We start from the raw sequence: 26,110 nt of genomic DNA on the forward strand, positions 1-26,110 counted from the left end.
TGCCTCAAGAGGGCGCCGACAAGGTGCCGTGCGTCACGCGTCGGAGGCTTCGGGGGCGGGGATGCGATAGACGGTGGTCGCCTTGATCCGCTCCATGGCGAAGCGCGAGGTGACCTTCTTCAGCGGGACGGCGGCGATCAGGCGCTGGTAGAAGGCGTCATAGGCGGCCGTATCCGGAACCACCACGCGCAGCAGATAATCGACGTCGCCGGCCATGCGATAGACATCCATCACCTCGGGCATGGCCGAGACGGCGGAAGCGAATTTCCCCAGCCAGGGCTGCGAATGGTCGTCGGTCTCGATCGAAACGAACACGGTCAGGCTGAGCCCGACCTTTTTTGGATCGAGCAGGGCGACGCGCCCGGTGATGACCCCCGCCTTCTCAAGCTTTTGCACCCGCTTCCAGCAGGGGGTCTGCGAAAGGCCGACGCCGCGTGACAGATCGGCGAGCGCGATGGTGGCGTCCTCCTGGAGCAGTCCCAGGATTTTCCGGTCGATGGCGTCGAGGCCCTTCATCCTACTGCTGGGTCTGCCAGCTGGCCTGTCGGGCGGCGGTCACTTTCAGGCGCGTCTCCACCGTCGGCTCGGCATAGCCGGAAAAGGCCTGGCGCCAGGGCGCCGCGGCCCAGTAATCGACGCCATGGGCGAGGCGCAAATGGGCGTCGCGCGGGCAGAACCCCAGCGCCGCGTCGAAAGCCACCCAACCGATGTTTTCGACATGGGCTTCCGCCCAGCCATGAAAGGCGGCGCCTTCGGCGCCGTCGAGCAACAGGCCCGAGACGAAACGCGCCGGGATGTTTTGCGCCCGCGCCGCCGTCACAAAAATCTGGGCGATCTCGCGCGCGCAGCCCTTGCCCTCGGCGAACACCTCCGCGGCGGCGCGCGGCGCCGAATCCGTCGGCGCGAAGGCGATTGTTTCGTTCAGCGCGCCCATCAATTGGTGCAGGCGGCTCAGCCGGTCGGCTCCGTTGATGGTCTTGGCGAAGTCGACGATCTCCGCGCCGGGCCCATCGTGGCAATGGCGCAGGAACAGATCGAGCGGCTGCTTTTCGTGCAGCCCGTGGGCCACGCCCGCCGCATCCTGGGTTTCGACCTGGCCTTCCGCCGTAAGGACGATTCGCTCCAGCGGCCCCGCATGGGAGCAGCTGTGCGACAAATTGCCATAGCCGTCCTCGCTGCGGCGCAGGGTGGCCACGGGCTCGACGCCGACGAACCAGTCGAGCACATGCAGGCTATCGAACGACCGCGGCGTCAGCCGCAGCAGCGTGTTCGCCGACCGCACCGGTTCGGAAAAAGCCACTTCGATTTGCAGGGTCACTCGCGCGCGCATGGTCGCACCTTATCCGAGGAGATATTGTTCGGCTATGGCGTTGGCGAGGCCGTTGTTCTCGGTGATGAAGCCATCGACGAATTCATGCAGCCCCGACTGGAAGATCTCCTTGATCGAGGCGTTCTCCAGCTTGCGCTGGATGGCGCGCGCCTGGCGCTGGGCATTGCCGTGGCGGCCGTACTGGTTGCCGATCGCGTCGAGCCAGCGCACCACCTCGCTGGTGCAATGGATCAGCGAGCGCGGCATTTCCTGGCGCAGGATCAAGAGGTCCGCGACGTTCCACGGCTTGATGCTCTCGCGATAGACCCAGTGATAGGCGGTGAGCGCCGACACCGAACGCAAAATGGCGCTCCACTGGAAATAGTCGACGGAGCCGCCGAGCGGCTCATGCTCCGGCAGCAGCAGCTGATATTTCACATCCAACACCCGCGCGGTATTGTCGGCGCGCTCCAAGGACACGCCGAGCCGGGCGAAATAATAGATGTCGTTGCGCAGCATGGTGCGATAGCCGAAGCCGTCATAGAGGCTCGAGGTCTCCTTGACGAAGTCGAGGAAGCCGATCAGCGCTTCGCGGTCGATGGCGGTGGGGTCGCTGTGCCTTTGCTCGAAGGCCTTGAGCTTGATCCAGGCGCTGTTGATATGCTCCCACATTTCCACCGTCAGCGCGGTGCGCACGGCGCGGGCGTTGGTGCGGGCGAATTCGATGCAACTGCGGATGCTGGAGAGATTGCGCGGGTCGAACGCCAGATAGGCGATGACATTGGCCTCGTTGGCGACGTCGAAATGTTTGGGAAAGGTTTCGTCGGCGCCGGAGGCGATCAGCACGCTGGTCCATTCGTCCTGCTTGGCCGCATAGGTGGTCGGCAAAGCGGAAATGCGGTTCGACGCTTCGATCAGGCGCGCCAAAAAGTCGGCGCGCTCCAGATAACGCGAAACCCAATAAATATTGTCGGCGGTGCGGGCGAGCATTTGTGATCCTATTTCGCGTTGGTCGCCAAAACCCAGGTGTCCTTGGTGCCGCCGCCCTGGCTGGAATTGACCACGAGCGAGCCCTCCTTCAGCGCCACGCGGGTGAGGCCGCCGGGGACGATGCGCACGCCATCCGCGCCGGAGAGCACGAAGGGGCGCAAGTCGACATGGCGCGGCGCAACGCCGCCCTGGAAGGAGGTGGGGCAGGTCGACAGCGACAGAGTGGGTTGCGCGATGAATCCGTCGGGATCGCTGAGCAGCTTTTGCCGGAACGTCTCGATCTGCTCCTTGCTGGCGTGCGGGCCCACCAGCATGCCATAGCCGCCGGAGCCGTTGACCTCCTTGACCACCAGTTCGGACAGGTGCTCGAGCACATATTTGAGCGCGTCCTGTTCGCGGCAGCGCCAGGTCGCGACATTCTTCAGCTTGGGCTCCTCGCCAAGGTAGAAGCGGATGATGTCGGGCATATAGGTGTAGACGGCCTTGTCGTCGGCGACGCCGGCGCCGGGCGCATTGGCGAGCGTGACATTGCCGGCGAGATAGGCGCCCATCAGACCGGCGGCGCCCAGTACGGAATCCGGCCGGAACACCAGCGGATCGATGAAATCGTCGTCGACGCGGCGGTAGATGACGTCGACGCGTTTCTCGCCTTCCGTCGTCTTCATATAGACGATGTCGTCGCGCACGGTGAGGTCGCGGCCCTCGACCAGTTCGACGCCGAGCTTGTCGGCGAGGAAGGAGTGCTCGTAATAGGCGGAGTTGAACTGGCCGGGCGTGAGGATGACGATGCGCGGATCGTCGGCGCAATGGGGCGGGGCGGCGGAGCGCAGCGAAGCCAGGAGGTTGTCGGGATAATTGTCGACCGGCAGCACCGCATGGCCGGCGAACAGGCCGGGCAGCAACCGCATCATCATCTCGCGGTTTTCCAGCATGTAGGACACGCCGGACGGGGTGCGGCAATTGTCTTCGAGGACATAGAAATCCTCGTCGTCGACGCGGACGATGTCGATCCCCGCGATATGGGTCCAGATGTCGTGCGGGGCGCGGTGGCCCTGCATTTCCGGCCGGTAGCATTCGTTGCGGAAGACGAGGTCCGGCGGAATGATTCCAGCTTTCAGCACCTCCTGGCGGCCGTAGATGTCGGTCAGGAACATGTTCAGCGCCTTGACGCGCTGGATCAGCCCGGCCTCGAGCCGCGCCCATTCGTCGGCGCCGAGCAGGCGGGGGATGATGTCGAACGGGATCAGGCGTTCGGCCGCCTCCTTGTCGCCATAGACGGCGAAAGTGATGCCGATCTTACGAAACAGCAATTCCGCCTGTTCGCGGCGGGCGTCGAGAATTTCGGGCGGCGCGGCGCGCAGCCAGTCGGCGACCCCGCTGTAGATGGCGCGCGGGTCCGTCGCGCCGTTGGTCATTTCATCAAAAAAGCCCTGGGACATCGGCCGCATCGCCCTCGGAAAATCATTGTTTTGCAAGGAAGGCGCCGCGCGAGTCGCCTTGATCCCCTTGCGCTTGAACCTAGCTTAAATGTCTTGGGAGAGGCTGTGGTGTCTAAATTTTATGCAGATTGCGCCGAAACGGCGCAATTCGTGAGCGAATGCTCGGAATTGCCTAATCGTCAGGCTTAACCTAAGTCAAGACGTTTGCCGCGAACTCCGTCGTCACGGCGCGTTGGCGGCGCGCCGGGTCGCCAGCAGCTCGCCGCGCCGGTCGAGGATCGGATAGGCGGCGGCGATGATGTGGCCGTTGACCTGTTTCAGGCCGCGCACCAGTTCGAGCCGCAGCGCGCTGGCCTCGGCGGGATCGTCGGTTCGCGCCGCGAGCGCGTTGAAATGGGCTTGCGTCGCCTGCGCCTCCAAATCGCGGAACAAGGTTTTTTCGTCGAGCAGCAGATGGGCGGCGCGAACGTCGTCACTCATCAGCAGCGCGCAGGCGGCGCGCACATTGGCGGCGGTGCGGTCGAGCATGGCCAGAATTTCGCCGCGCAGCGGTTCGGGGACCGCGACGGTTTTCTTCAGATGTTTTGTCACGGCGCCGATCAGGTTTTTCGATAATCCCGCGCTCGCCTGCTCCATTTGCGCGACAAAGGTGAGGAGGATGCGCAGGCGCTCTTCGTCCTCGTCTCGCGAGTCCTCGCTGTCGAGCGAGGCCAGATAGGCGCGGATGGCGGCCGCCAGGCGCGCAACCGTCGCGGCGCGCCGGCGCGTGTCCGCGAGTTGGCGCCGGTCGCTGTCGCGCAGGCCCGCCTGGGCGCCGGCGATCATCTCCGTGACCAGATCGGCGAGACGGAGCGCTTCGCGCGCCGCGGCGCTCAGCGCCAGGGCCGGGGACTCGCGCGAGGGCGCGTCGAGATAGAGCGGCAAAGCGGGATCAGCGGGATCGGATTTTTGCGGCAGCAGGCGGCGCAACAGCGCGGCAAAAGGGGTCAGCAACGGGAAGACAACGAGGGCGATCGCGAGATTGAACAAAGTGTGGAAATCGACGACGACGCGGGCGATGTCGGGCTGGAGCGTCACCATGAACCGCCCCAGCGGCGCGAGCAGCGCCAAAGCCAATGTCCCCCCGACGAGCCGGGTGAGCAGATTGCCGACCGGAAGCCGCCGCGCCGCGGGGTCGTCGCCGCGCACGCCTTCGACCAGCGGATTGATCGCCGCGCCAATGTTGGCGCCGATCACCAGGGCGAAGGCGGCGTCCGGCGGGACGACGCTGCGCGCGGCGAGCGACATGGTGAACAGCACGGTGGCGACGCTCGAATGCGAGGCCCAGGTCAGCGCCGCGCCGAGCAGGACATCGACTGCCGGCTCCGCGCCGATGGCGCCGAACAGCAGGCGCAGATTGGGTGAATCCTCATAATGGGTCATGATGTCGAGCAATTGCCCGAGGGCGAGGAACATCAGGCCAAGGCCGATCAGGGCGCGGCCGGCGTCGCGGTTTCGGCCGCCGTCGCGCCGGAACAGCATCACGCCGATCAGCAGCAGCGCCGGCGAGACAGCCGCGATGTCGAAGGAAAAAGCTTGCGCCACGACGGTCGTGCCGACATTGGCGCCCAGCATCACCGCCAGCGCCGCCTCCAGTTCGACGGCGCCGGCGGCGCACAGGCCCGAGGTCATCAGCCCGGTCGCGGTGCTGCTTTGCAACAGGGTGGTCACCCCGAGGCCGGCGGCGAAGGCGCGGAAACGGTTGCGCAGCGCCGAACTCAAGACATCGCGCAGGCGCGGCCCAAAGGCGCGCTGCACGCCGGACTGCACCATATGCGAGCCCCACAGCAGCAGGGCGACGGCGCCGGCGAGATTCAACAAGGTCAGCGGAAAGGTCATCATGTCCTCCGCGCGGAAAAGTCTAGTTGTGCTGTAGACTATTCGCAAACAAGCCCAGCATCAAACCGGGCCTGTCGCCGAAAGTTTCGCGCGGAATGGATCGGCCTTAACCGCGGGCCGCTTTTCGGTCCCGCTGCTCGCTCTTCGGCTTGTCGGTCTTCGTCTTGTCGGTCTTGGCGTCCGGCGCGGCGAGGCCCCAGCGCATCAGCATGATGAGCGTGCCCGCCGCCGCCGCGATGCAGACCAAAGTGGCGAACAGCGAGCCGTGGTCGCTCTCGGCAAAGGGCAGGTTTTTGGTGTTCATGCCGAAATAGCCGGTGACAAAGGTCGCGGGCAGCAGCACGGCGGTGACCAGGGTCAGTAGATACAGCCGGTCGTTGGTCTCGAGCGTCAGAATGGCGTTGATCTCGTCCTGCAACATGCGGGCGCGATCCTGGAGGTTGTTGACGTCGCGGGTCAGCGAGGCGGCGCGCTGGCCCAGGCCCGAGGCGATGGCCGCGAATTCCTCGTCGCGTTGCTCGTCCGCTTCCTCCTCCATGCGCTCGAAGGTCGAGTGCAGGCCGCTGACCTGCCGCGCCATGCGCACCGCCTGGCGCCGCGCCCGGCCGAGCCCGGCGCGCTGGTCGCGACCGCGTCCCTCGATCACCACATTGTCCTCGATCTGGTCGAGGGTCTTGGCGATGGCGCGGCACATTTTCATCGTGCAGTCGCAGATGTGCGACGCCAGCATCTCCAGCAGCACGCCCGGGCTTTCGACCTTGGCGCCCTGGGCCAGCGCCCGGCGGGTGGTCTGCGCCGAATAGAGCGCGGCGCGCCGCGCCGTGATGAGAAAGCGCGGACCGCAGGCGAAGCGCAGAAAATCGGAGTCCATCCGCGCGCCGTTGATGTCGATCTGATGGTCGATGATCGCGCCGGAGACGACGCCCTCGGCGCGTTCGACGAACTGGTGGTCGACCTGACCGCTGAGCGCGTCGCGCGCTTCCTGCGACAAAGTGGGGATGTGGTGGAGAATGTCGTCGATCCGCCGGTCGACATGGTCGAGATGCGCCCAGATGAACCCTTCGGCGTCCGACGTGCCGAGACCGCGCAGGTCGTCGGCGGTTCCAGGCTCGGCATGGCCGGAGGCGTCGAAGCGGATGATCCAGACGCAGCCGGGAAGGCCGGTTTCCAACGCGGGTTTTAGTCGGTCGACGGACATGGATTTGCGCCTTTGATGGCGGGCGCGCCGGGCTTGAGGCCCGGCGCGAAACAAATTTTCAGCGAACCAGGATGTTGCGGAACTGCCAGGGATCGCTCTCGTCGATGTCGTCGGGGAAGAAGCCCGGACGCCCCTTCAGCGGGGTCCAGTCGGTGTAGACGCCGATGACCGGGCCGAGATAGGGAGTCTGGACTTCCAGGCAGCGCTTGTAGTCGAGTTCGTCGGCCTCAAGAATGCCGGCGTTGGGGTTTTCGAGGGCGTAAACCATGCCGGCGAGCACGGCCGAGGAGACCTGCAGGCCCGTGGCGTTCTGGTAGGGGCACAATTGCCGGGTCTCTTCCACCGAAAGCTGCGAGCCGTACCAATAGGCGCCCTTGGCATGGCCGAACAGCAGCACGCCGAGTTCGTCAATGCCGTCGACGATCTCGTGCTCGTCGAGAATGTGATGCTTCTCCTGCACCACGCCGCCGGCGCCGAACATTTCGTGCAGCGACAGCACCGCATCATCGGCGGGGTGATAGGCGTAATGGCAGGTCGGGCGATAGACCGCCTCGCCCTTGGCGCCGCGCACCGTGTAATAATCCGAGATCGAGATGGACTCGTTGTGGGTCACCAGAAAACCATATTGCGGGCCGGGGGTCGGCGCCCAGCTGCGCACGCGGGTGTTGGCGCCGGGCTGCAGCAGGTAGATGGCGGCGCCGCAGCCGGTCTCGTGCTTGCGGCCGTTGTCCGGCATCCATTTTTCATGCGTGCCCCAGCCCAGTTCCGCCGGCTGCATGCCTTCGGAAACAAAACCTTCCACCGACCAGGTGTTGACGAACACGCCGCGCGGTTTGGGATTGCGGGCGCGCTGGGTGTCGCGCTCGGCGATGTGAATGCCCTTGACGCCGAGACGCTGGGCGAGCGCCGCCCAGTCTTCGCGCGTCTTCGGCTCGGGCGCCGTGTCGCCCAGATCCTTGGCGAGGTTCACAAGAGCCTGCTTGACGAACCAGGAGACCATGCCCGGATTGGCGCCGCAGGTGGAAATGGCGGTGGGGCCGCCGGGGTTTTCGCGCTTGGACTTCAGCAAGGTCTCGCGCAGCGCATAATTGGTGCGGTCGCTCGCGCCGAGCGTCTTGTCGAAATAGAAGCCGGCCCAGGGCTCGACCACCGTGTCGATGTAGAGCGCGCCGATCTCGCGGCACAGCTCCATGATCGCCACCGAGGAGGTGTCGACCGACAGGTTGACGCAAAAGCCCTGGCCGCCGCCCTTGGTCAGCAGCGGCGTGAGCAATTCGCGATAATTGCACTTGGTGACGGCGCTGTGGACGAACTCATAGCCGCGCTCGTCCACCAGCTTGCGATCGGCGTCGGACGGATCAATGACCGTCAGCCGGGCGTGGTCGAATTCGAAATGCCGCTCGATCAGGGGCAGGGCGCCCTTGCCGATGGAGCCGAAGCCGATCATCACGATCGGGCCGCTGATGCGGCCGTGGATGGGCGATTTGGTCATTTTTCGTCCTTGTGCGGGAAAGTTTGCCGGCTAGATGGCAAAGGCGAAGGCTGGAGTCAAACTCCAGCCTTCGCCCCTGTTGCACAGCTTTGCGACAGTTCCGTGAGAGTTTTAGGCCGCCTTGCGGCGCGCCGCGACCGGCGCCGGTCGCCCCGTGGCCCGCAGCACGCCGGAAGCGCCCTTGAGCGCGCCCTCGCGCAGCTCGAGGCCTAAAAAACGCGCCTTGTCGACGGGACCCGGCATGTCCAGCGCCTCCATCGGGGCGCAGGAAAAACCGAATTTTTTGTAATAGGGCTCGTCGCCCACCAGGATCACGGCGTCATGGCCGAGCGCCGCGGCCTTCTCCAGCGCCATGCGGATCATCCGGCCGCCAAGCCCCTGCGAGCGCATCGAGGCGGAAATGGCGATCGGGCCGAGCAGCAGCGCCTTGCGGCCGTCGCCGGTCTCGATGTCCCACAGCCGCAGCGTGCCGACCAGCACATTGTCGCGCATGGCGGTGAAGGCGAGGCCCTCGGCGGGCAGGCGGTTTTCGCGCAGCCTCTCGCTGGACTTGCGGGCGCGGGTGAGGCCGAACGCTTTGTCCAGCAGGACTTCGCGGGCGAAGACGTCGCGCGGGACTTCGTCCCGGATCAGGATTTTTTCGCCCTGGGGCAGGGGGAGCGGATGCATGGTGACCTCCCAAGGTCAATGTGGCGTCGAGAGTGCGCTCCGACGGCCCAAGAGCCGGCGGGAGGAGGCGTCACGCGAACTGAAATGTCAGATTCGGGAGGGGCTCATCGAGAGCAGGTCGGTCTTGCGATGGCGCGAGTCATCGCGCGCATCGCCATCGTCGCGACCTCGGGAGGTAAGACAGTTCATGCATCGCGGCATCCCTTCGAAGGGCGCTTGAGCGCCACAGACCAACTTCGAGCGGATGAGCCCTGAGCCTTAATCTGCCCGCGCGATGGAGACGCGAACGCATTGTTTTCAAGGTCATCCAGGGTTTCCCTGGCGGAAAACCCGGTGCTGCGCCGTGTGCGATGGGAGGACCCACGCGCGTGCGGCAAGAGAGACAAGCCTCTTCGGTACGCCGGCTTTGGAGGCCGACAGAGACGAAAAAGCCCGGTCCGTCGTTGCTTCAAGTCGCGATCCCCCGAGGGGTCCGCCGGTTCGCATCCGGCCGCCGGTTTTTCAACCGACGCGCAACCACAGGCACGTGCGATTTGGGCAAGCGGAGAGATAGTCCAAATGCGCTGGGATGCAAGGGAAAAAATGCCGCAGCCGCAACTCTTTCGCGCCGCCGCCGCCCGCGCGCGCGGCAGGACGGCGCGGTATGGAGAAAATGTCATCCCCAGGGCTGCGCGTGCGGGCGTCAACGCCTTGCCGAACGCCGAAAAGCCCGCTACCAGCAAGACAATAGTATTGTATTGCCCCCGAGTCGCACATGCCCTCCCTTGATCGCCGTTTCGTCCTCAGCGTCCTCGCCGCCACTGGGGCCGCCGCGCTGGCGCCGCCGGCTCTGGCCAAGCCCGCCTATGCCCAGCTCGGCCCCTCGGACAAGGGCCAGCCGCCGCAGCCGCAGAAATTCACTTTCGAGGACGTGCTCAAACGCGCCAAGGAACTGGCCGCCGCCCCCTATGACGCCATCCCGCCGAAATTGCCGGAGGCTCTGGGGAAGCTCGATTTCGACTCCTATCGCGACATTCGCTTCAAGGCGGAGAAATCGCCGCTCAATGTCGGCCCGTTCCGCCTGCAGCTGTTCCATCCCGGCTTCATTTACACGCGGCCCGTGGTGGTCAACACCATCCGCGACGGCATCGCCACGCCCATTCCCTATTCGGCCAACCTGTTCGACTACGGCCGCAACAAGTTCGACCACAATCTGCCGGTGAATCTGGGGTTTGCCGGCTTCCGGCTGCACTACCCGCTCAACTCAGCCAAGGGTAATGACGAACTCGTCTCCTTCCTCGGCGCCACCTATTTCCGTTTCCTGGGACGCGGCCAATCCTATGGGCTTTCCGCGCGGGGGCTCGCGGTCAATACCGGCGGCGACGACGAGGAATTTCCGCTGTTCCGCGAGTTCTGGATCGACGTGTCCGACGGGGCCGAGCGGGCGACGATCTACGCGCTGCTCGACAGCGCTTCGGTGACGGGCGCCTACCGCTTCGACCTCTATCCCGGCGTGGAAAGCGTGATGGAAGTGACGGCGGCGATCATTCCGCGCCGCCCCGACGTCAAATTCGGCCTGGCGCCTCTCACCTCCATGTTCTTCACCGGCGAGGACAGCCCGCGCCCGCCCGAGGAATACCGGCAGGAGCTGCACGATTCCGACGGACTGCTCATGCATACCGGCGTCGGCGAATGGATTTGGCGGCCGCTGCGGGCGCCGCGCATCGGCGGCATGTCGACTTTTGAGGACAAGTCGATCAAGGGCTTTGGCCTCGTCCAGCGCGACCGCAATTTCGACCGCTACCAGGACATCGAACTGTCCTATGAGACGCGTCCGACCTATTTTGTCGAGCCGCACGGCGACTGGGGCGAGGGCCGCATCGAACTGCTGGAGCTCGCGACCAAGGACGAGACGGCGGACAATATCGTCGCCTACTGGACGCCGCAGAATCGCCCGGAAGCCGCAAAACCGTTCTACTATTCCTATCGCATCCGCTCGCTGCTCGAAGCCGCCGATCTCTCGCCCAACGGCCGTCTGGTCAATGTGTGGAAGACGGTTCCCAAGGCTTTGGGCTCGTCGGAGCAGGTCGGCGTGGGCTCGCGGCGGTTCATCCTCGATTTCGCCGGCGGCGACCTCGCTTATTTCCTCAGCGATCCCAGCCAGGTTGAGGTGTCCGCGACCGCATCGCGCGCAAAAGTGTTGCGCACGTTTATTGCGCCCAACCCGCATGTGCAGGGGTTTAGAGCGATGATCGACGTGCAGACCGATCCGGGCGTGTCCGTGGAAATCCGCGCCTTTTTGCACGCGGGGCCGCGCGCGCTCACCGAGACCGCGCTGATTCCCTGGATCGCGGAATAGGGCGGCTTTTTCCGGGAGCCTCGATCCTTGCCCTGGTTGCGGCGCGGCTTCCACGCCGGCCCGCCAGGAAAAACCCTCCGGCAGGTCGCATTGTGGCGCCGCGTGGATGGCCGGGACGACGCCCGGCCATGACGACATAGAGTTGCATCGCAATACCGACATTCGCGTCTCTGTGGAACCGACACTTTCCGCGGGCAGCCGTCCGCCCTGGCGCAACTTGCGGATCAGCGGTCATTCAAGGCAATTTATTCTCAAGCTCATATCTCGCTTGCAAGACGCGCGATCACATCGGCCATTCTGGTCGGAATGGAACTGGAGCCGGGCGCCCACTTGAGGCGCCCGTCAATGTATTGGAAGCCTGTCAGGCGCTCCCGCTCAGCGCTTGCTGAGTTTGTCGCGCAACACGGCGCGCACGACGCGGCCAAATTCGCGATCCTTGCGCCGCCGTTCGGCCAGACTGGCGGAATTGAACGCCTCCTCTGCGACCAGCTTTCTCCAGCGCGCAAGCCGTGCGGAATCGACTTGGCCCGCGTCGATTGCGGCGCGGACAGCGCAACCGGGCTCCGTTTCGTGCCGACAATCCGAAAACCGGCAGTGGCGCGCGGCCTCATCTATGTCCGCGAAAACCTCCGCGAGGCCGGCGTCGACGCTGGTCAGTTGCAGCTCGCGCAGGCCTGGGGTGTCGAGCGCCGCCGCGCCGCAGGCCAGAAAGCGCAACCGTCTGTGCGTGGTGGTGTGACGTCCCGTGTCGTCCCTTTCGCGCACCCCGGAGACCGCCGCGACCGGCTCACCGCAGAGCGCGTTGACCAGTGTCGATTTGCCCACGCCGGAGGAGCCGAGAAACGCCAGCGTGCGCCCCGGCCTCAGCCAGGGGGCGAGTTTTTGCGCAGGGTCCGGCCCGCGCGCGTCGAGCGCGACCACGCAGGCGCGCGGATCGATCGCCGCCGCCGCATCGGCGAAGGCGCGGGGATCGGCGATCAGGTCCGCCTTGGTGAGCAGGAGGACGGGCTCGATCTTCGCCTCGAAAGCCAGCGCGAGATAGCGTTCGAGCCGGGCGACGCTGAAATCCTGATTGCAGGAGGTGACGACGAAAAGCGTGTCGATGTTGGCGCCGATGAGCTGGACATCGCGACCTGTGCCGGGCGCCCGGCGCGCCAGAACGCTTTTTCGTTCAAGCAGACGGCTCGCCATCGGCCGACCCCGGTCGACCAGCAGCCAGTCGCCGACTGTCACATCCGGGCGCGGCGGCAAAAAAACCTCGAAATCGTCGCCGCGCGCTTCGAGGCCACTGCGGTGAACGGCGACGACGCGGGCGGGCGGCATGCGCGCCAAAACCTCGATGTCGATCTGGCTGGAGAAACTGGCGCTCCAGCCCAGCCGCTGCAAGGCCGTGGGCTCTCGATCCAGAGTGTTGCGATGAAGCGTTGATGGAAATGTGCGAAAAACGTCTCGCGCCATGGCGGCGAACTTTCAACTCTGGGCAACGCGCCGATGTCGGACCGGCGGTGCGGCTCCGAGGCGGTTGCGGCATGGGGGGATAATGGAAGGACACAAACGATCTCGAGCTCGCAGATCAGCGAACGTCACGATCCGATCGTCTTGATGTCTTGGGAGGACCCTCGTCCTCCCCGCCTCAGCGGGCCATACAATCTCCACAGGCAGAGTTGGACTGATTCTGTTCCTGACTACGCGCGAAGTCAATTGCTTCATACGCGCGGGCAGGACGTTTCCCATTTCTCCGACCTATTGGGCGTTTGGATCATCCTGTGAGCTGAACGCCATGAACAGGACGAGCGAGCGGATGTGCTGCGGCCAATCCGCAAGCTCTTGCGAACGCCACCGACGAAGGTGTTGCCGTCGAACATTAACCACGACGTTCTCGGCAGCGTTTCTTCTGTCCGCTTACGTCCACAACACCCCGTGAGCTTCCATTAAGCCACCGCCCGCAAACCGCCGATCAGGAGCGTAGAGCCTTGAGCGTCGCGGGGTCGTTGCCACGGTGACGGTTCTACGTTCGAGTCCGGCTCGAAGGGGACATTCCTGATAGGATCGGTGAGCGTCTCGTCGTGAGCCGAGATCTGCCGGTCGTATGGCAATCTGTAAGATACCCACGAGGCGCTGGCGAATGGCGCTGCGACGCAGGCCGATCTTGTGCGCCGGTTCAACGTGTCGCGCAGCACGACTTCGAGGTTAGTCCAATAATCTCGCGCTCGGCGTATCCAATCGACAAAATCGCTTGCGAAAATGACAAAATGTCGTCATGAATCGCCTGATTTGACGAAAGAGAACGACATGCTGGCAGAAAATGAGATTGACGAAGGCGTAGGCTTCTTCAAGGAACCTCTAACCCACGAGGAAATCGCCGAGGAATGGCGGACAGCGCTTGCCGAACTCGGATTAAGCCCAGTCGAGCTTGCTGATTACATGAAGAAACAGGGAGGGGATTACAGGCCCTATCAAACCATCCTGCGCGGCATACAGCGGATGATCGCCGGTGAAACGCGTGTCTCAGGCGAAATGTTCGTCATCGTGCGCATGTTGCTCAGGCAACATCGCCGCCTCAAGGCGCGACATCCGAACGTGGAATGGAGCCGAGTTCCGACCGGCGCTGTTTCTGCGCAGGTCGAGGGCTACACCGTGTTCTTGTCGCCGCAGAGCAAAGGACGTTGGATTGTCAGCTGCCGTGACGAGGCAGGTTTCAGCCCCGAATTCGGGCGTTGGCAGGATAGTCTACAGGCAGCAAAGAACAAGGCGCTCGTCTGCGTTGAAGAAGGCATGAGCGACATCGCTTATCTAAGGGCGGAGCAAGCAAAGGAATGACAAGGGCGGCCTGCGCCTGAGACCTGGGCTAGCTATCACGAACGGAGCGGACGCGGAGTTTCCAGTCTGGCTTACGGATTTCTCGCTTGCAAGAGATAGACCTTTTGCAAGCCGACGGGGCACCATGACGAAGGACGGTTTACGGTGGCAAACTGACCTGTTGCGGTGGCGCTCCTGTTCGTCCGCTTCCCGCCGATTCCAGACCGGCGCCCAAAGCTTTTCTGTGATCTTGTTTTGGCGCTGTTCGCTGGCGCTCCGAGAGGCTGTTTTTTGGGAATTTCTACCAAAAGTTGAAATCCGCACGAAAGAATTGATCGGAAATCGTGTTGTTTTCCGCATTTTCATGCAAAAAACGCGCAAAAAACGTCGGTTTTCGCGCATGCAACTCCGAGGTTGTTGCGGCGACCGGGGTGTGGCGGTTTCGGTGGGCGTCGAATAAAGCTTATATTATTCAATGGATTATGCAAAAACGTTTCACGTGGAACATAACAGGAACAAAAAAATTGCGTTTGTCAAGCGTGGGGGATTGGTTTTCACTTTTTACAAAATTGCGGGTTTTGGGCCCGTCTTTCGCGAAACGCAGTCGTCGCTCGCGTGATGCCTGGATTGCTTCGTCGCTGCGCTCCTCGCAATGACGGCGTCGAGGTCTTAAGCGCTCCGCGTTTGGTCGCGCGGCTTGGCGTCGCGGCTTGGCGTGGATGCCCGGCGCGAGGCCGGGGCATAGGACGGGAGTTAAAACCCGATCGCCAGCAGCAGGCCGATCGTCGCCAGCGTCACGGCGGCTGCGACGCCATAGGTCCCGAGTTTCAGCACGAGGCTCGGCCCGGCCTTCATGTCCTTGAGCGTCAAAAAAAGCCTTTCCGCCCCGTGCCAGAAAAACAGGGCGATCACCGCCAGCAAAACCAACTTTCCGATCGGGTTTCGCGCGAAGGCGAGCGCGTGGTCGTAGCTCAAAAAACTTTCGGGAATCCCTGTTCCGGTCGGCGCGAGCAGGCCGGTGATGAGAATGAGGGCCGGTCCGAACAGAGCCGAAACCATGCCGCCCGCGCCGAACAGCAGCCAGAAGATCGGCGAGATGCTGCGGGGATTGTCTCTGGCGGGTCCGCTCATCGAGTCACTCCCAGCACAACGAGCACCAGAGCCAGCGAGGTCGCGCCGGCGAGCAGGGTGGCGAGTCCCGTGATCTTTTTCGCCGGAACCGCCTCGCCGTTGACGATCAGCTTCGGCATGGTTTTGGGGAGCGTCTGGAACCAGGTGATCACGTGATAAACCACAGCCGCCAGCAGCAGCACATGCAGCGCCAGCGAGGTCGGGCTTTTCAGAAAGCCGACATAACCCGCCCAATTCTCCGGGCCGCGCGCAAGGCTCACGAGCCCCGCGAACAGCACGCCGCCATAGATCGCGACCGCCACCCCGCTCAATTCGCGCGCGGTATAGGCGCGATAGGGCGGCTTGGCCCACCAATTCCCCGGCTGCGGGCGCCGGTAGGGTCGGCTCTCGTTCATGGGGCTATTCCTTTCGCAGGAAGCGGAGAAAAAAGTCGAAGGCGCTGTTGGTCTTGTTCTGATTGACGGCATTGGCGGGGTCCACGCTCTTCGGGCAGACTTCCGAGCAAATGCCGACGGCGGTGCAGGACCACACCCCGTCCTCGCCATGAATGGCGTCGAGGCGCTTTTGCCGCCCGGCGTCGCGCGAATCCCCGTTGTAGCGCTGCAGCAGCGCCATCGCCCCGGGGCCGATGAAATCCGGGTTCTCGCCGAACTGCGGACAGGCGGCGTAGCACAGCATGCAATTGATGCAGTCGCTGAAGGATTCATAGGCCGCCAATTGCGCCGGCGTCTGCAGATACGGACCCTGCGCGATGGTCCGCGGCTCCTTGGGGATGATGTAGGGGTAGATGCTCTCGATCTTTTTGACGAAGCCGCCGACGCTGATGACGAGGTCGCGCTCGATGGGAAAATTGTTGAGCGGCTCGACGGTGACCGGGCCGGGCGGCAGGTCGCGCAAAAGCGTGGAGCAGGCGAGTTTGGGCGCGCCATTGATCATCATGCCGCAGGAGCCGCACACCGCCATGCGGCAGGACCAGCGGAACGCCAGCGAGCCGTCGAGCGTGTCCTTGATGCTCTGCAACGCCTCCAGCACCGACAGGTTTTCGGCGTTTTCGACCCAAAAGGTTCCGAAGGCCGGCGCCGCGTCGACGCCCGGCTGGTAGCGCAGGATGCGCAGCTCTCTCTTGGCGGGGTCAGGCATGGGTCCCGTCCTTTTCCAATTGTTCGCCCAGCGCGCCATAGGCGCGCGTCCCCGGCTGAGATTTGGTGATCTTGACCGGCCCATAGCTGATCTCGGGCGGCCCGTCGCCGCGGTAATGGGCGAGGCTGTGCGCCAGATATTTGTCGTCGTCGCGCTTTTCGAACCCGTCGAGCCGCTGGTGGGCGCCGCGCGATTCCTTGCGCTCCAGCGCGCTATGGGCCATGGCCTGGGCGACGTCGAGCTGGTAGCCGAGTTCGATGGCGGCGAGCCAGTCGGTGTTCCAGACGTCGGAATGGTCGTCGAGCGTGATCGCCTTGGCGCGCTGCTTGAGTTCGGCGAGTTTGTCGCAGGTCTCCTGCATTTCCGTCCCGAGACGATAAATGCCGCAGCCCCGCTCCATGGTCGCCGCCATTTCCTTGCGCAACACGGAATGGCGCTCGCCCCCGCCTTTCTGATCGCGCAGCGCCACGGCCTTGGCGGCGGCGGCCTTGGCCTGATCGACGAGTTTGTTCGCAACGACCGCCGGCGCCTCCTTGGCGAATTTCACCGCCTGCTCGCCCGCGACCCGGCCGAATACGGTGAGTTCGCCCAGGGAATTGGAGCCGAGCCGGTTGGCGCCGTGGATGCCGACGCTGGAACATTCGCCCGCCGCGAACAGGCCGGCGAGCGGCGTGGCGGTCTGGATGTCGGTGATGATGCCGCCCATGGTGTAATGCACGGCGGGACGCACCGGGATCGGCGTGTCCGCGGGATCGATCCCCATGAATTCCATGGCGAGGCCGCGAATGAGCGGGAGGCGCTCCTTCAATTTCGCCAGTCCGAGATGGCGGAGGTCGAGATGAACCGCGGATTCGCCGTTCGGCGTGGTCAGGGTGCGGCCCTTGCGCTCCTCCTGCCAAAAGGCCTGGCTGAGCCGGTCGCGCGGGCCGAGCTCCATGGTCTTGTTGCGCGGCGTGGTCGTGACCGGGCCGAGACCGTAATCCTGCAGATAGCGATAGCCGTCCTTGTTGACGAGGTAACCGCCTTCGCCGCGGCAGGCCTCGCTGAACAGGATGCCCGAGCCCGGCATGCAGGTCGGATGATATTGCACGAATTCCATATCGCGCAGCGGCACGCCATGGCGGTAGGCGAGCGCCATGCCGTCGCCGGTGACGATGCCGCCATTGGTGTTTTGCCGGAACACGCGTCCGGCGCCGCCGGTCGCCAGAATGACGGAGCGCGCCAGGATCGTCGTGAACGCGCCGGTCGAGGGCGACAACAGGACCGCGCCCTGCGCGCGCCCGTCGGCGACCAGCAGGTCGAGACAGAAGGCTTCGTCGAAACGCTTGATCTGCGGATATTTGGTCGAGGTCTGGAACAGCGTGTGGAGGATATGAAACCCGCTGCGATCCGCCGCGAACCAGGTGCGCTCGATCTTCATGCCGCCGAAGGCGCGCACGTTGATCTCGCCGTCTGGCTTGCGGCTCCAGGGACAGCCCCAATGTTCGAGCTGGATCAGTTCGGGGGTCGCCTGGCTGACGAAATATTCGACCACATCCTGCTCGCACAGCCAGTCGCCGCCATGCACGGTGTCGTTGAAATGGTTCTCCAGGGAATCGTGCGCCTGGATCACCCCGGCGGAGCCGCCTTCGGCGGCGACCGTGTGGCTGCGCATCGGCAGCACTTTCGAGGCGAGCGCGATGGTGAGCGAGGGATCGGCGAGCGTCGCGGCGATCGCCGCCCGCAGGCCGGCGCCGCCCGCGCCAATGATCAGGACGTCAGCCTCAAAGATCTCCACGGCGGGCTCCGTTCACAAAGGGAAGGCGCTGTCCCGCGGAGCGGGCAGTGACCGGGCGATCATAACAGGCCTTTCCGGTTTCTCCAGAAGGCTGAGACAAATGAAAAAGGTATTTCTACAAAAATTCACGTCGCTCACGCGCTCAAAAGGTGTCGGCGGTTTTCATGAAGGCGCGCAGCAGGCGGCGCATCGGCACCAGGGCGGACAAAGCGTTCTTTTGAATTTCGGCGAGGCTGGGCGGCTCCGAGGCCTGCAATCCCGTGGAGGAATGCGACGCCGCCACCACCGCCGCCGCGCGCAAGCCAAGGGCGCGCGCCACGATGATTTCGGGCGCGACGCCGAAGCCGATGGCGTCGGCGCCCATCTGCCGCGCCGCGCGCGCTTCGGAGGGCGTGGGGAAGGTCGGCCCGGTCGTCCAGAGGAACACGCCCTCCTGGATCGGCGCGCCCGCGGCGGCGGCGGCGCGCTTGATGCGCCGTTGCAGGCGGGCGTCATAGGCGTCGTGCAGCGAGAACACGTTGTCGTGGCCGGCGAGGCCGATCAGCGGATTCAGGCCGAACAGCGCGATATGGTCGGTGACCATCATCAGATTGCCGGGATAAAGGTCGGCCCTGGAGGAGCCGGCCGTGGCGAAGATCAGGAGATATTTGGCCCCGAGCGTTTTCGCGGTTTCCAGCGGCGTCAGCATGCAGGTGGGGTCGCCGGCGCCGTAGAAATGCGCCTGCCCGTGCAGCATCATGACATTGGCGCCCTCGACCGCGCCGATGCTCACGCGTCCGGTCACGCCGGGTTCGTCGGCGGGGGAGAAACCGGGGAGTTCGGCATAGTCGACGCTCACCCCCCCGGTCGGCGTTTCGGAAAATCCCCCCAGCCCGAAGCCGAGGAGAACGGCGAAATCGACGGGCGCGACCGCTCCACGCGCGCGCAAAATGGCTGCGGCCTGTTCAGCGTTATTCGACATCGGCGTTCCCGTTGAGATCCTCCGGCCCGAAAGCGTGGGGCAGCAGTTCGGAAAGACTGTGACGGCTGCACGCCCCAGACGCGTCCGCGAGATAGACTAGCATCGAACCCTTAGCGAATTCGGACATGCGCTGCCGGCAGGCGCCGCAGGGCGCGATCCGTTTGGGCCCCAGAACCAGCATCTCCAGAATCTCCCGGTCGCCGCCGGCGACCATGGCGGCGATCGCCGAGGTTTCGGCGCAAACGCCCAAGGGGTAAGCGGCGTTTTCGACATTCGCGCCGGAATAGACGGCGCCGCTCGCCGCGCGCAGCGCCGCGCCGACCTGGAAACGCGAATAGGGCGCATGGGCGCGTCCGCGCGCCTGTTTCGCTTGTTCGAACAATTCAGCCAGAAATTCGTTCACGCGCAAATCCCGTCAGAATCGGCGCCACAGTCCGATCAGCGCGCCATATTCGCGATAGGCGTTGACGCCGGCAAGGGTGGCGAAGCCGCCGAATTGCACGCGCCAATTTTCGTTCAAGGCGTAGACGAGGCTCAGTTGCGCCTTCGACTGCGCCCAGCGCGGATAGGACGGGCTGCTGGAGGGCCCCGACACAACATTGAAACTCTGCGCCAGCACCATCAAATCAGGGCGCGCGTAAACACCCAGGCTGACATCGGCATGGACTTCGTTGGGCGGCGGACCGCCGCGAAAGCGATAGCCCAGGGCGACATCGACGAAGGCCGGCAGCGCGCCGATGGAGAAATTCTTGCCGCCGAGAAAACGAAAATCGAAATCGACGTTCTGCGAACCGCTGAGCGAGGCGTTGGCGGCCCCGCCTGTGCCGGGAATCTGCGCCTGGGCCTGAACCGAGATCACCGAGACATCGTTCCGCCAGACCCGGCCGCGCACGCCGATTTCGCTGTTGCCCAGGCCGGTGAATGTCTGGTTGTCCGGCGCGCCGAGCGTCGAGCTCTGCACCGAGGGCTTCACCGTCGCGGCGAGCCAGTCGGCGAGCCCGTAATCCAGATAGATCGACGCCTGCAACGAGCGGTATTTTGGCGTCGGCGTGAATTGGCCGACCTGGTTGAAGCCGGCGTTCGACTGGTCGAACAGGGTGGTGACGATCACCTCGCCATGCCCGGCCTCCGGGGTCCAGGCCCCGGCGAGCGCCGGCGCCGCGGCGAGACAAAGGGCGCACGCACAGACGGGCGCGAACACTTTTCCACGTGAGCGCGGATCGCCAAGGCGCATGGGTCGCGTCCTGTCTTGGTGACGCAGGTGAAAGCGTCTACAGAACTATGGGCTTCCCTGAAAAACGGACAAGCGTGAATGCAACCTGTTTTTGCAAATGCGCGCAATACAACCTTGCGATGCGTAATCCAAAGGCGCGCCTGCGGCCTTTTCGACCTTTGCTTCGCGCGCCTGCGCCGCTATGGTTTCTGGTCGCGGAGCTGGGGGGCCGTTGCGCGCGGGGCGATCTCGCGCGCGCAGGTTTCGCGCGTCCGGCGATGGTTTGCAGCGCCCCGGCTTGTCTCAGGTCCGGCGCGGGTATTTCGGTCGGGTGGACGCACATGGCGAGCGGGACGCGAAAGGCCAGAAAGCCTGAGGCAAACGGCGAAGACGTCGTCTACGGGTTCGGCGATACGGTTCTGGGTTCGGCGCTGGCGGCCGTTTCGCCGCGCGGCCTCTGCGCCCTGCTGTTCGGCGAGCAGCCCAAGAAACTGACGAAGGAATTGCGCGCGCTCTATCCCGGGGCGCAGCCGGCGCCCGAGGCGACGCTGCAACCGGCCATCAAGGCCGCCCGCGACATCGCCGAGCAGCCCTGGCGTCCCTTCGCCCTACCGCTGGACATAGAAGGCACCGAGTTTCAGCTTCGGGTCTGGACGGCGCTGCGCGACATTCCTCCGGGCATGACCGTCAGCTATGCCGAAGTGGCGCAACGGATCGGCGCCCCCAAGGCCTTGCGCGCCGTCGCCGGCGCCTGCGCCGCCAACCATCTCGCCATCGTCATCCCCTGCCACCGGGTGCTGCGGCTCAATGGCTCGCTCTCCGGCTACCGCTGGGGCCGGGAGCGCAAGCTGCGCCTGATCGAACTGGAGAAAGGCGCGGGCCCGCCTGCGCCGGAGGCGCGCGTCACCGCAAGTCCATGATCGAGCTTGGGCCGGTTTTCCGCCCGCGCGCGCCGAGCACCACGGACGCGGAGGCGGGATCGGCGGCGGCGCCCGCGGCGTCCTGTTCGTCTTCGGGCCAGGGCAAGCGGACGAACGAACGCCAGGATGGGCCGGCGTCGACGAATTCGACGCTTCTGTCGGTGAGGCGCGGCCGGGCGCATTGTTCGGCGCGCGGCGCCTCCTCCGTTTCAGGTTTTAACGCGCGACAGACCAACTCGCCTTGTCGGCGCCACTCGCCCATCCACAGGCTCACCGTATGGCGCGCCAGCCGGGAGGCCTGGAAAACCTGCCCGTTCGGCGCGAAAAAAGTCACCTGACGGTCCGCGTCGCGGCGTTGACGCGCGAGCAGGACGCCGACGAAGCTGCGCGCGCCAGCAGCCGCGTCCGGCTCCTGGGTCCATTCGGCGCCGGGCTTGCCTTCGAGCAGCGGGATGAAGCCGGGGACCTCCAGGAGGTTGCCGCGCAACAATTGCGCGGTCGCGCCCAGGCCCTCGACCGAGCCGATCGGCTCGCCCTCCTTCAAGGCGGCGATCCTCTCCGGCAATTCGCTCGGGGCGCCTTTCTGGAGCTGTTCGTTCAGGCGAACGACGAGATAGAAACATTCGCGCTTGTCGTCGCCCAGGCTGCGGCACAAGCGGTCGTCGTCCCGGCTCCAGAGCCGCGCCTCCAGGTTCTTGCCGCCGGATTCGGCCACGATTCCGCGCGAGGCGAAATAAAGACTGCGATTCTCGTCGTCGGGGGCGGCGAATTCCAGCGTATTGTCGACGACGATCCCGACGGCGTCGGCGCCCTGCAGCGTCGCGGGCGTGACCTCCTGGGGCGACGCGAGCTTGGCCTTTTCCGCCTCCGCCTTTTTCGCCGCTTCGTCGTCGCGCGGTCTCGGCTCGGCGGCCGCCTGAGCGGGCGGCGGCGCCTCGGCGGCGCCCCCCGCCGGTCCCGCCTCCTCGCCCATGAAAGCGTCCGCGTTGCCGGCCGCCCTCGCGCCATGCTTTTTCTTCGGCTCATGCGACGCCAAGACGAAGGCGCCGGGCGCCTGGTATTGCAGGAACATGCCGCCGACAAAGCCGACGGCGAGCAGCAGGGCGACGGCCCGGAGCTTGTAGGGGTCTTTCTTCATGCTCCCCTGTCCCGAAGAGGCGATTTCCAAGCCCAAACTAGTTCCCAAGCGTAAAATTTGGGTTGAACGCGCCGTTTGGCGCCCGAGGCGAGAGGCCTTAAAATTAATTTCAGCTTTTGACGGTTTTCTTGGGCAAGCCCGAAGAGGAACCTGCCGTGGACCAGCCTCAGACCGCAACGACCAATGATCTCGCCCTCATCCTGCCCTTGATCCTGCTCGCCTTATTGGCCGTCGGTTATGCGCTGAACGCCGTTCTGCGCGACAAGGGGCTCGGCATTTTCGGCAATGGCGCGGTGATGATGGTTGGCATGGTGGGCGGGGTCCTGTTCATGAACTACATCCAGTCCTTAGGCTGAAGATATTGGGCTGAAGAGCCGAAAGCGCCGTCGCTTTCCCTCGGCGGCGATTTCCTGTAGACGCGCAGGCAATGTCTCGTGTCTGCGGAGAAGATCGTTGAGCTCCACCTCACGCCACGCCAAGGTCATCATCATCGGCTCCGGGCCCGCCGGCTATACCGCGGGCATCTACGCCGCCCGCGCCATGCTCAAGCCGCTGCTGATCTCCGGCTATGACGCCGGCGGACAGCTCATGATCACCACGGATGTCGAGAATTATCCCGGCTTCGCCGAGCCGATCCAGGGCCCGTGGCTGATGGAGCAGATGCGCGCGCAAGCCGAGCATGTCGGCGTGGACTTCGAATCCGACCATATCGTCGCCGCCGATTTCTCCAGCCGGCCGTTCCGGCTCACCGGCGATTCCGGGACCGTCTACACCGCCGATGCGGTGATCATCGCCACCGGCGCCAAGGCGCAATGGCTGGGGACGCCGACCGAAGAGAAATTCAAGGGGTTCGGCGTGTCGGCCTGCGCCACCTGCGACGGTTTCTTCTTCCGGGGCAAGCCGGTGATCGTCGTCGGCGGCGGCAATTCGGCGGTGGAGGAGGCGCTCTACCTCGCCAATATCGCCTCGAAGGTCACTCTCGTTCATCGCCGCGACTCCCTGCGCAGCGAAAAAATCCTTCAGGAGCGGCTGTTCGCGACGAAAAACGTGGAAATCCGCTGGAACCGGGTCATCGACGAGATCATCGGGTCGGAGTCCCCGCTTTCGGTCGAGCGCGTGCGGCTGCGCGACGTCGTCAGCGGCGCGACGGAGGAGGTCGCGGCGGAGGGCGTGTTCGTCGCCATCGGCCACAAGCCGGCGACCGAGCTTTTCGCCGGCCAACTGGCGCTCAAGCCCGGCGGCTACATCAAGACGGCCCCGGATTCGACCGCGACCAACATTGCGGGCGTGTTCGCCGCCGGCGATGTCGCCGACGACAAATACCGCCAGGCGGTGACGGCGGCCGGGCTCGGCTGCATGGCGGCGCTGGAGGCGGAGCGGTGGCTGGTGGCGCAGGCCTGAGGTCACTGAGTCGACGCTACGTCAAGTGGCGAAGGTTAGGAATATTCTGGTTTCTTTAACGGTTCTTCGCGCATGATCGCGCCAGAATAGCGCGGAAATCCGCGTGAAAGGCATGCGTCCAGCGAGGCGCGTGCGGGGCAAGCCGGGGCGCACGTGATGAAACAGGGGCTGGTCGTCGACGATTCCGCCGTCATCCGCAGGGTGACGGGCCGCATTCTCGAAATGATGGGCTTCGACAGCACGGAACTCGACGATGGGGCCAAGGCGCTGGACCATTGTCTGGCCGCCATGCCCGACGCCATTCTGCTCGACTGGAACATGCCCAATGTCGACACGATCGAACTGTTGCGCAAGCTGCGCCGCGTGCCCGGCGGAAACCAGTGCAAGATCCTGTTCGTCGTCACCGAGAACGATCCGATGCTGATCGGCCGGGCGCTGCGCGCCGGCGCCGACGACATTTTGCTCAAGCCCTACGACCATCACGCGGTGCAGGAAAAATTCGAGGAGCTGGGTCTGATCGAGCGTCAGGCGCAAGCCTCCTGAATTTTCGCGGGTCGCGCGCAAAACCTTGGCGCTTGCGCCGAAGCTTCCTATCTGTGCTTTAATGCCCGGGCGCGTGGCGCATCGGCGCGCGGTCAGGAGGCTGTCATGATCGGATTTCTGCTTCGCGCCCTCGTGGTCGCATTCGGCCTGGCGGTCGCCTCGCGGATCATTCCCGGCGTATCCTACAGTTCCACGGAAAGCCTGCTGTGGGCGGCGGTGCTGCTCGGCGTCGCCAACGCCATCATCCGGCCGATCCTGGTCGTCCTCACCATTCCCATCACCATTCTGACGCTCGGCCTGTTCCTGGTCGTCATCAATGGTCTGATGATCGAACTGGTCGCCCATTTCCTCGACGGTTTTGCGGTCGCCGGGCTGGGCTCGGCCATTCTGGCGTCGCTGGTGGTGAGCGTGGTCAGCTGGCTGGTCTCCTGGTTCGTCGGCCCGCGCGGGCAGGTCGAGATCATCGTCGTGCGGCGCTGAACGGTATGGACGCCTATCTCGTCAACGGCGTTCTCGCCGCGGGCCTGGCTGTGATCCTGGCGCTGGTCGTCAGCTCTTTCTTCACCGTGCAGACGGCTGAAATGGCGGTGATCACCCGGTTCGGCCGTTATGTGCGCAGCGCCGAGGCCGGCCTCAACTGGAAGATTCCGCTGATCGAGAGCGTCGCCGGGCGCATGAGCCTGCGCGTCAACCAGATCGCGCTCACCATGGAGACCAAGACCCGCGACAATGTCTTCGTCACCATCCCGATTTCGGTGCAGACGAAGGTGCGCGCCGAAAAAGTCTTCGCCGCCTTTTACAGCCTGTCCGACCCGGAAGCGCAGATCCGCGCCTATGTCGAGCAGGTGGTGCTCGGCCACGTCCCCGGCATGACGCTCGACGAGGTGTTCGCCAGCCAGTCCGGCATTGCGGCGGCGGTGAAGCGCGAACTCGATGTCGACATGGCGGCGTTCGGCTTCGAGATCATCAATGTGCTGGTCACCGACATCATTCCGGACGCCAAGGTGAAGTCGGCGATGAACGATATCAACGCCGCCCAGCGCGAGCAGGTGGCGGCGGCGGCGCGCGGCGAGGCCGAGAAGATTCTGGTGGTGAAGAAGGCGGAGGCCGAGGCGGAATCGAAAGCCTTGCAGGGCGAGGGCATCGCCAACCAGCGCCGGGCGATCATCGAGGGTTTGCGCGGCTCGATCGAGGATTTCCAGAAATCGCTCGGCGACACCAGCGCCCGCGAAGTCATGCAACTCGTTCTGGTGACCCAATATTTCGATACGTTGAAATCCATCGGCGAGCTGAACAAGACCAACACTTTGTTCCTGTCGCATTCGCCGAGCGCGGTGCAATCGGTCTCCGACCAGATCCTGCAGGCGATCCTGGCGGGGGAGAAGGCGAAGGGCTGATTTCGCGCGCGACTCTATGCCATTTGAGACAATCGGACGGAAAACGTTCCTGCTAAGCTCGGACGATGTGTTTGCGCGAAGGAGGACGAGCGATGCACGCTGTCGGCGGAGCCGAGCACGGTGAAAAATCGGACGAGCGATATTTTGTTTGCGACGGCGGCTATCGCGTGGGCGAGGCTGCGACGTTCGAGGAAGCCGTGACGCTCGCGAAAAGATTGCGTTGGTTGTCGCCGGACGGCGCATTTTCCATCTATGAAGTTCGCACGGGGATACATTTCGAAGTCCCGAGAAGCACGTTCACCGACGATCTCGCTCGTCTCGCCTCGCCGAGCCCATGGCTCCGCGACAGGCCGGTCGCCGACGGCGCGGCCTGACGC

General features: G+C 64.6%; 27 protein-coding genes. 10 read left to right on the top strand and 17 right to left on the bottom strand.

Annotated features, from left to right (window positions below):
* Positions 1-33: 33 nt before the first annotated feature.
* From M2320_RS16200 to M2320_RS16235, 8 genes are all read right to left on the bottom strand, one after another.
* Complete coding sequence (locus tag M2320_RS16200; protein ID WP_184427219.1) at positions 34-516, bottom strand: Lrp/AsnC family transcriptional regulator; 483 nt, start codon at positions 514-516, stop codon at positions 34-36.
* A 1-nt stretch (position 517) separates the two neighbouring features.
* The gene (locus M2320_RS16205) at positions 518-1,330 is read right to left on the bottom strand and encodes a transglutaminase family protein (protein WP_264598165.1); all 813 of its coding nucleotides are present in this window, start codon (positions 1,328-1,330) and stop codon (positions 518-520) included.
* A 9-nt stretch (positions 1,331-1,339) separates the two neighbouring features.
* Positions 1,340-2,299: an alpha-E domain-containing protein gene (locus M2320_RS16210; RefSeq protein WP_184427221.1), complete on the bottom strand. Its 960-nt coding sequence runs from the start codon at positions 2,297-2,299 to the stop codon at positions 1,340-1,342.
* Positions 2,300-2,307: 8 nt separating this feature from the next.
* Positions 2,308-3,738 (bottom strand): circularly permuted type 2 ATP-grasp protein, encoded by a 1,431-nt coding sequence (locus M2320_RS16215; RefSeq protein ID WP_184427222.1) that lies wholly within the window; start codon positions 3,736-3,738, stop codon positions 2,308-2,310.
* Between the two features lie 222 nt (positions 3,739-3,960).
* On the bottom strand, positions 3,961-5,616 hold the full coding sequence (locus M2320_RS16220) for a Na/Pi cotransporter family protein (protein WP_264598166.1): 1,656 nt from the start codon (positions 5,614-5,616) through the stop codon (positions 3,961-3,963).
* A 106-nt stretch (positions 5,617-5,722) separates the two neighbouring features.
* The gene (locus M2320_RS16225) at positions 5,723-6,814 is read right to left on the bottom strand and encodes a CorA family divalent cation transporter (protein ID WP_264598167.1); all 1,092 of its coding nucleotides are present in this window, start codon (positions 6,812-6,814) and stop codon (positions 5,723-5,725) included.
* 58 nt (positions 6,815-6,872) lie between these two features.
* Positions 6,873-8,306: a homospermidine synthase gene (locus M2320_RS16230; RefSeq protein ID WP_264598168.1), complete on the bottom strand. Its 1,434-nt coding sequence runs from the start codon at positions 8,304-8,306 to the stop codon at positions 6,873-6,875.
* Between the two features lie 111 nt (positions 8,307-8,417).
* Entirely contained in the window at positions 8,418-8,975 is a 558-nt protein-coding gene (locus M2320_RS16235) for a GNAT family N-acetyltransferase (protein ID WP_264598169.1), read from the bottom strand.
* A gap of 754 nt (positions 8,976-9,729) precedes the next feature.
* On the opposite strand from M2320_RS16235, the gene M2320_RS16240 reads away from it, so the two are divergent.
* Entirely contained in the window at positions 9,730-11,313 is a 1,584-nt protein-coding gene (locus tag M2320_RS16240; protein ID WP_264598170.1) for a glucan biosynthesis protein, read from the top strand.
* A 375-nt stretch (positions 11,314-11,688) separates the two neighbouring features.
* Here M2320_RS16240 and rsgA read toward each other — a convergent pair whose 3' ends face one another.
* On the bottom strand, positions 11,689-12,771 hold the full coding sequence (gene rsgA / locus M2320_RS16245; RefSeq protein WP_264598171.1) for a ribosome small subunit-dependent GTPase A: 1,083 nt from the start codon (positions 12,769-12,771) through the stop codon (positions 11,689-11,691).
* An 834-nt stretch (positions 12,772-13,605) separates the two neighbouring features.
* On the opposite strand from rsgA, the gene M2320_RS16250 reads away from it, so the two are divergent.
* Positions 13,606-14,133, top strand: a complete 528-nt coding sequence (locus M2320_RS16250) for a hypothetical protein (protein ID WP_264598172.1) — start codon at positions 13,606-13,608, stop codon at positions 14,131-14,133.
* A 124-nt stretch (positions 14,134-14,257) separates the two neighbouring features.
* Positions 14,258-14,572 carry a hypothetical protein gene (locus M2320_RS16255; protein WP_264598173.1) on the top strand — a complete coding sequence of 105 codons (315 nt, stop codon included), beginning with the start codon at positions 14,258-14,260 and terminating at the stop codon, positions 14,570-14,572.
* 293 nt (positions 14,573-14,865) lie between these two features.
* Here the strand turns inward: M2320_RS16255 and frdD are convergent, their stop codons facing one another.
* The 7 genes from frdD to M2320_RS16290 form a co-directional block, all read right to left on the bottom strand.
* The gene (gene frdD, locus M2320_RS16260) at positions 14,866-15,243 is read right to left on the bottom strand and encodes a fumarate reductase subunit FrdD (protein ID WP_264598174.1); all 378 of its coding nucleotides are present in this window, start codon (positions 15,241-15,243) and stop codon (positions 14,866-14,868) included.
* Positions 15,240-15,638 (bottom strand): fumarate reductase subunit C, encoded by a 399-nt coding sequence (locus tag M2320_RS16265; RefSeq protein WP_184427230.1) that lies wholly within the window; start codon positions 15,636-15,638, stop codon positions 15,240-15,242. Before M2320_RS16265 ends, frdD begins: the two co-directional genes overlap by 4 nt.
* Before the next feature lie 4 nt (positions 15,639-15,642).
* A complete protein-coding gene (locus tag M2320_RS16270) occupies positions 15,643-16,383 on the bottom strand; it encodes a succinate dehydrogenase/fumarate reductase iron-sulfur subunit (protein WP_264598175.1) in 741 nt (246 codons plus the stop codon).
* On the bottom strand, positions 16,376-18,160 hold the full coding sequence (gene frdA / locus M2320_RS16275; protein ID WP_264598176.1) for a fumarate reductase (quinol) flavoprotein subunit: 1,785 nt from the start codon (positions 18,158-18,160) through the stop codon (positions 16,376-16,378). Before frdA ends, M2320_RS16270 begins: the two co-directional genes overlap by 8 nt.
* Before the next feature lie 142 nt (positions 18,161-18,302).
* Positions 18,303-19,121 carry a purine-nucleoside phosphorylase gene (locus tag M2320_RS16280; RefSeq protein WP_264598177.1) on the bottom strand — a complete coding sequence of 273 codons (819 nt, stop codon included), beginning with the start codon at positions 19,119-19,121 and terminating at the stop codon, positions 18,303-18,305.
* On the bottom strand, positions 19,111-19,524 hold the full coding sequence (locus M2320_RS16285; RefSeq protein WP_264598178.1) for a cytidine deaminase: 414 nt from the start codon (positions 19,522-19,524) through the stop codon (positions 19,111-19,113). Before M2320_RS16285 ends, M2320_RS16280 begins: the two co-directional genes overlap by 11 nt.
* Positions 19,525-19,536: 12 nt before the next feature.
* The gene (locus M2320_RS16290; RefSeq protein WP_264598179.1) at positions 19,537-20,355 is read right to left on the bottom strand and encodes a hypothetical protein; all 819 of its coding nucleotides are present in this window, start codon (positions 20,353-20,355) and stop codon (positions 19,537-19,539) included.
* Between the two features lie 320 nt (positions 20,356-20,675).
* On the opposite strand from M2320_RS16290, the gene M2320_RS16295 reads away from it, so the two are divergent.
* Positions 20,676-21,254, top strand: coding sequence for a methylated-DNA--[protein]-cysteine S-methyltransferase (locus M2320_RS16295; RefSeq protein WP_264598180.1), 579 nt, complete (start codon positions 20,676-20,678; stop codon positions 21,252-21,254).
* Here the strand turns inward: M2320_RS16295 and M2320_RS16300 are convergent.
* The gene (locus M2320_RS16300; RefSeq protein ID WP_264598181.1) at positions 21,238-22,392 is read right to left on the bottom strand and encodes a hypothetical protein; all 1,155 of its coding nucleotides are present in this window, start codon (positions 22,390-22,392) and stop codon (positions 21,238-21,240) included. The genes M2320_RS16295 and M2320_RS16300 overlap by 17 nt on opposite strands.
* 155 nt (positions 22,393-22,547) lie before the next feature.
* Between M2320_RS16300 and M2320_RS16305 the strand changes: the two genes are divergently transcribed.
* The 6 genes from M2320_RS16305 (at position 22,548) to M2320_RS16330 (ending at position 26,107) form a co-directional block, all read left to right on the top strand.
* Positions 22,548-22,748 carry a hypothetical protein gene (locus M2320_RS16305; protein WP_264598182.1) on the top strand — a complete coding sequence of 67 codons (201 nt, stop codon included), beginning with the start codon at positions 22,548-22,550 and terminating at the stop codon, positions 22,746-22,748.
* Positions 22,749-22,845: 97 nt separating this feature from the next.
* Complete coding sequence (gene trxB, locus M2320_RS16310; protein WP_264598183.1) at positions 22,846-23,793, top strand: thioredoxin-disulfide reductase; 948 nt, start codon at positions 22,846-22,848, stop codon at positions 23,791-23,793.
* 156 nt (positions 23,794-23,949) lie between these two features.
* Positions 23,950-24,336: a response regulator gene (locus M2320_RS16315; protein WP_184427240.1), complete on the top strand. Its 387-nt coding sequence runs from the start codon at positions 23,950-23,952 to the stop codon at positions 24,334-24,336.
* A 105-nt stretch (positions 24,337-24,441) separates the two neighbouring features.
* Positions 24,442-24,816 carry a phage holin family protein gene (locus tag M2320_RS16320; RefSeq protein ID WP_184427241.1) on the top strand — a complete coding sequence of 125 codons (375 nt, stop codon included), beginning with the start codon at positions 24,442-24,444 and terminating at the stop codon, positions 24,814-24,816.
* 5 nt (positions 24,817-24,821) lie between these two features.
* A complete protein-coding gene (locus M2320_RS16325) occupies positions 24,822-25,733 on the top strand; it encodes an SPFH domain-containing protein (RefSeq protein ID WP_264598184.1) in 912 nt (303 codons plus the stop codon).
* A 65-nt stretch (positions 25,734-25,798) separates the two neighbouring features.
* Positions 25,799-26,107 carry a hypothetical protein gene (locus M2320_RS16330; protein WP_264598185.1) on the top strand — a complete coding sequence of 103 codons (309 nt, stop codon included), beginning with the start codon at positions 25,799-25,801 and terminating at the stop codon, positions 26,105-26,107.
* Positions 26,108-26,110 lie beyond the last annotated feature (3 nt).

It is taken from the genome of Rhodoblastus acidophilus (genome assembly GCF_025961575.1).
Taxonomy (GTDB): Bacteria; Pseudomonadota; Alphaproteobacteria; order Rhizobiales; family Beijerinckiaceae; genus Rhodoblastus; species Rhodoblastus acidophilus_C.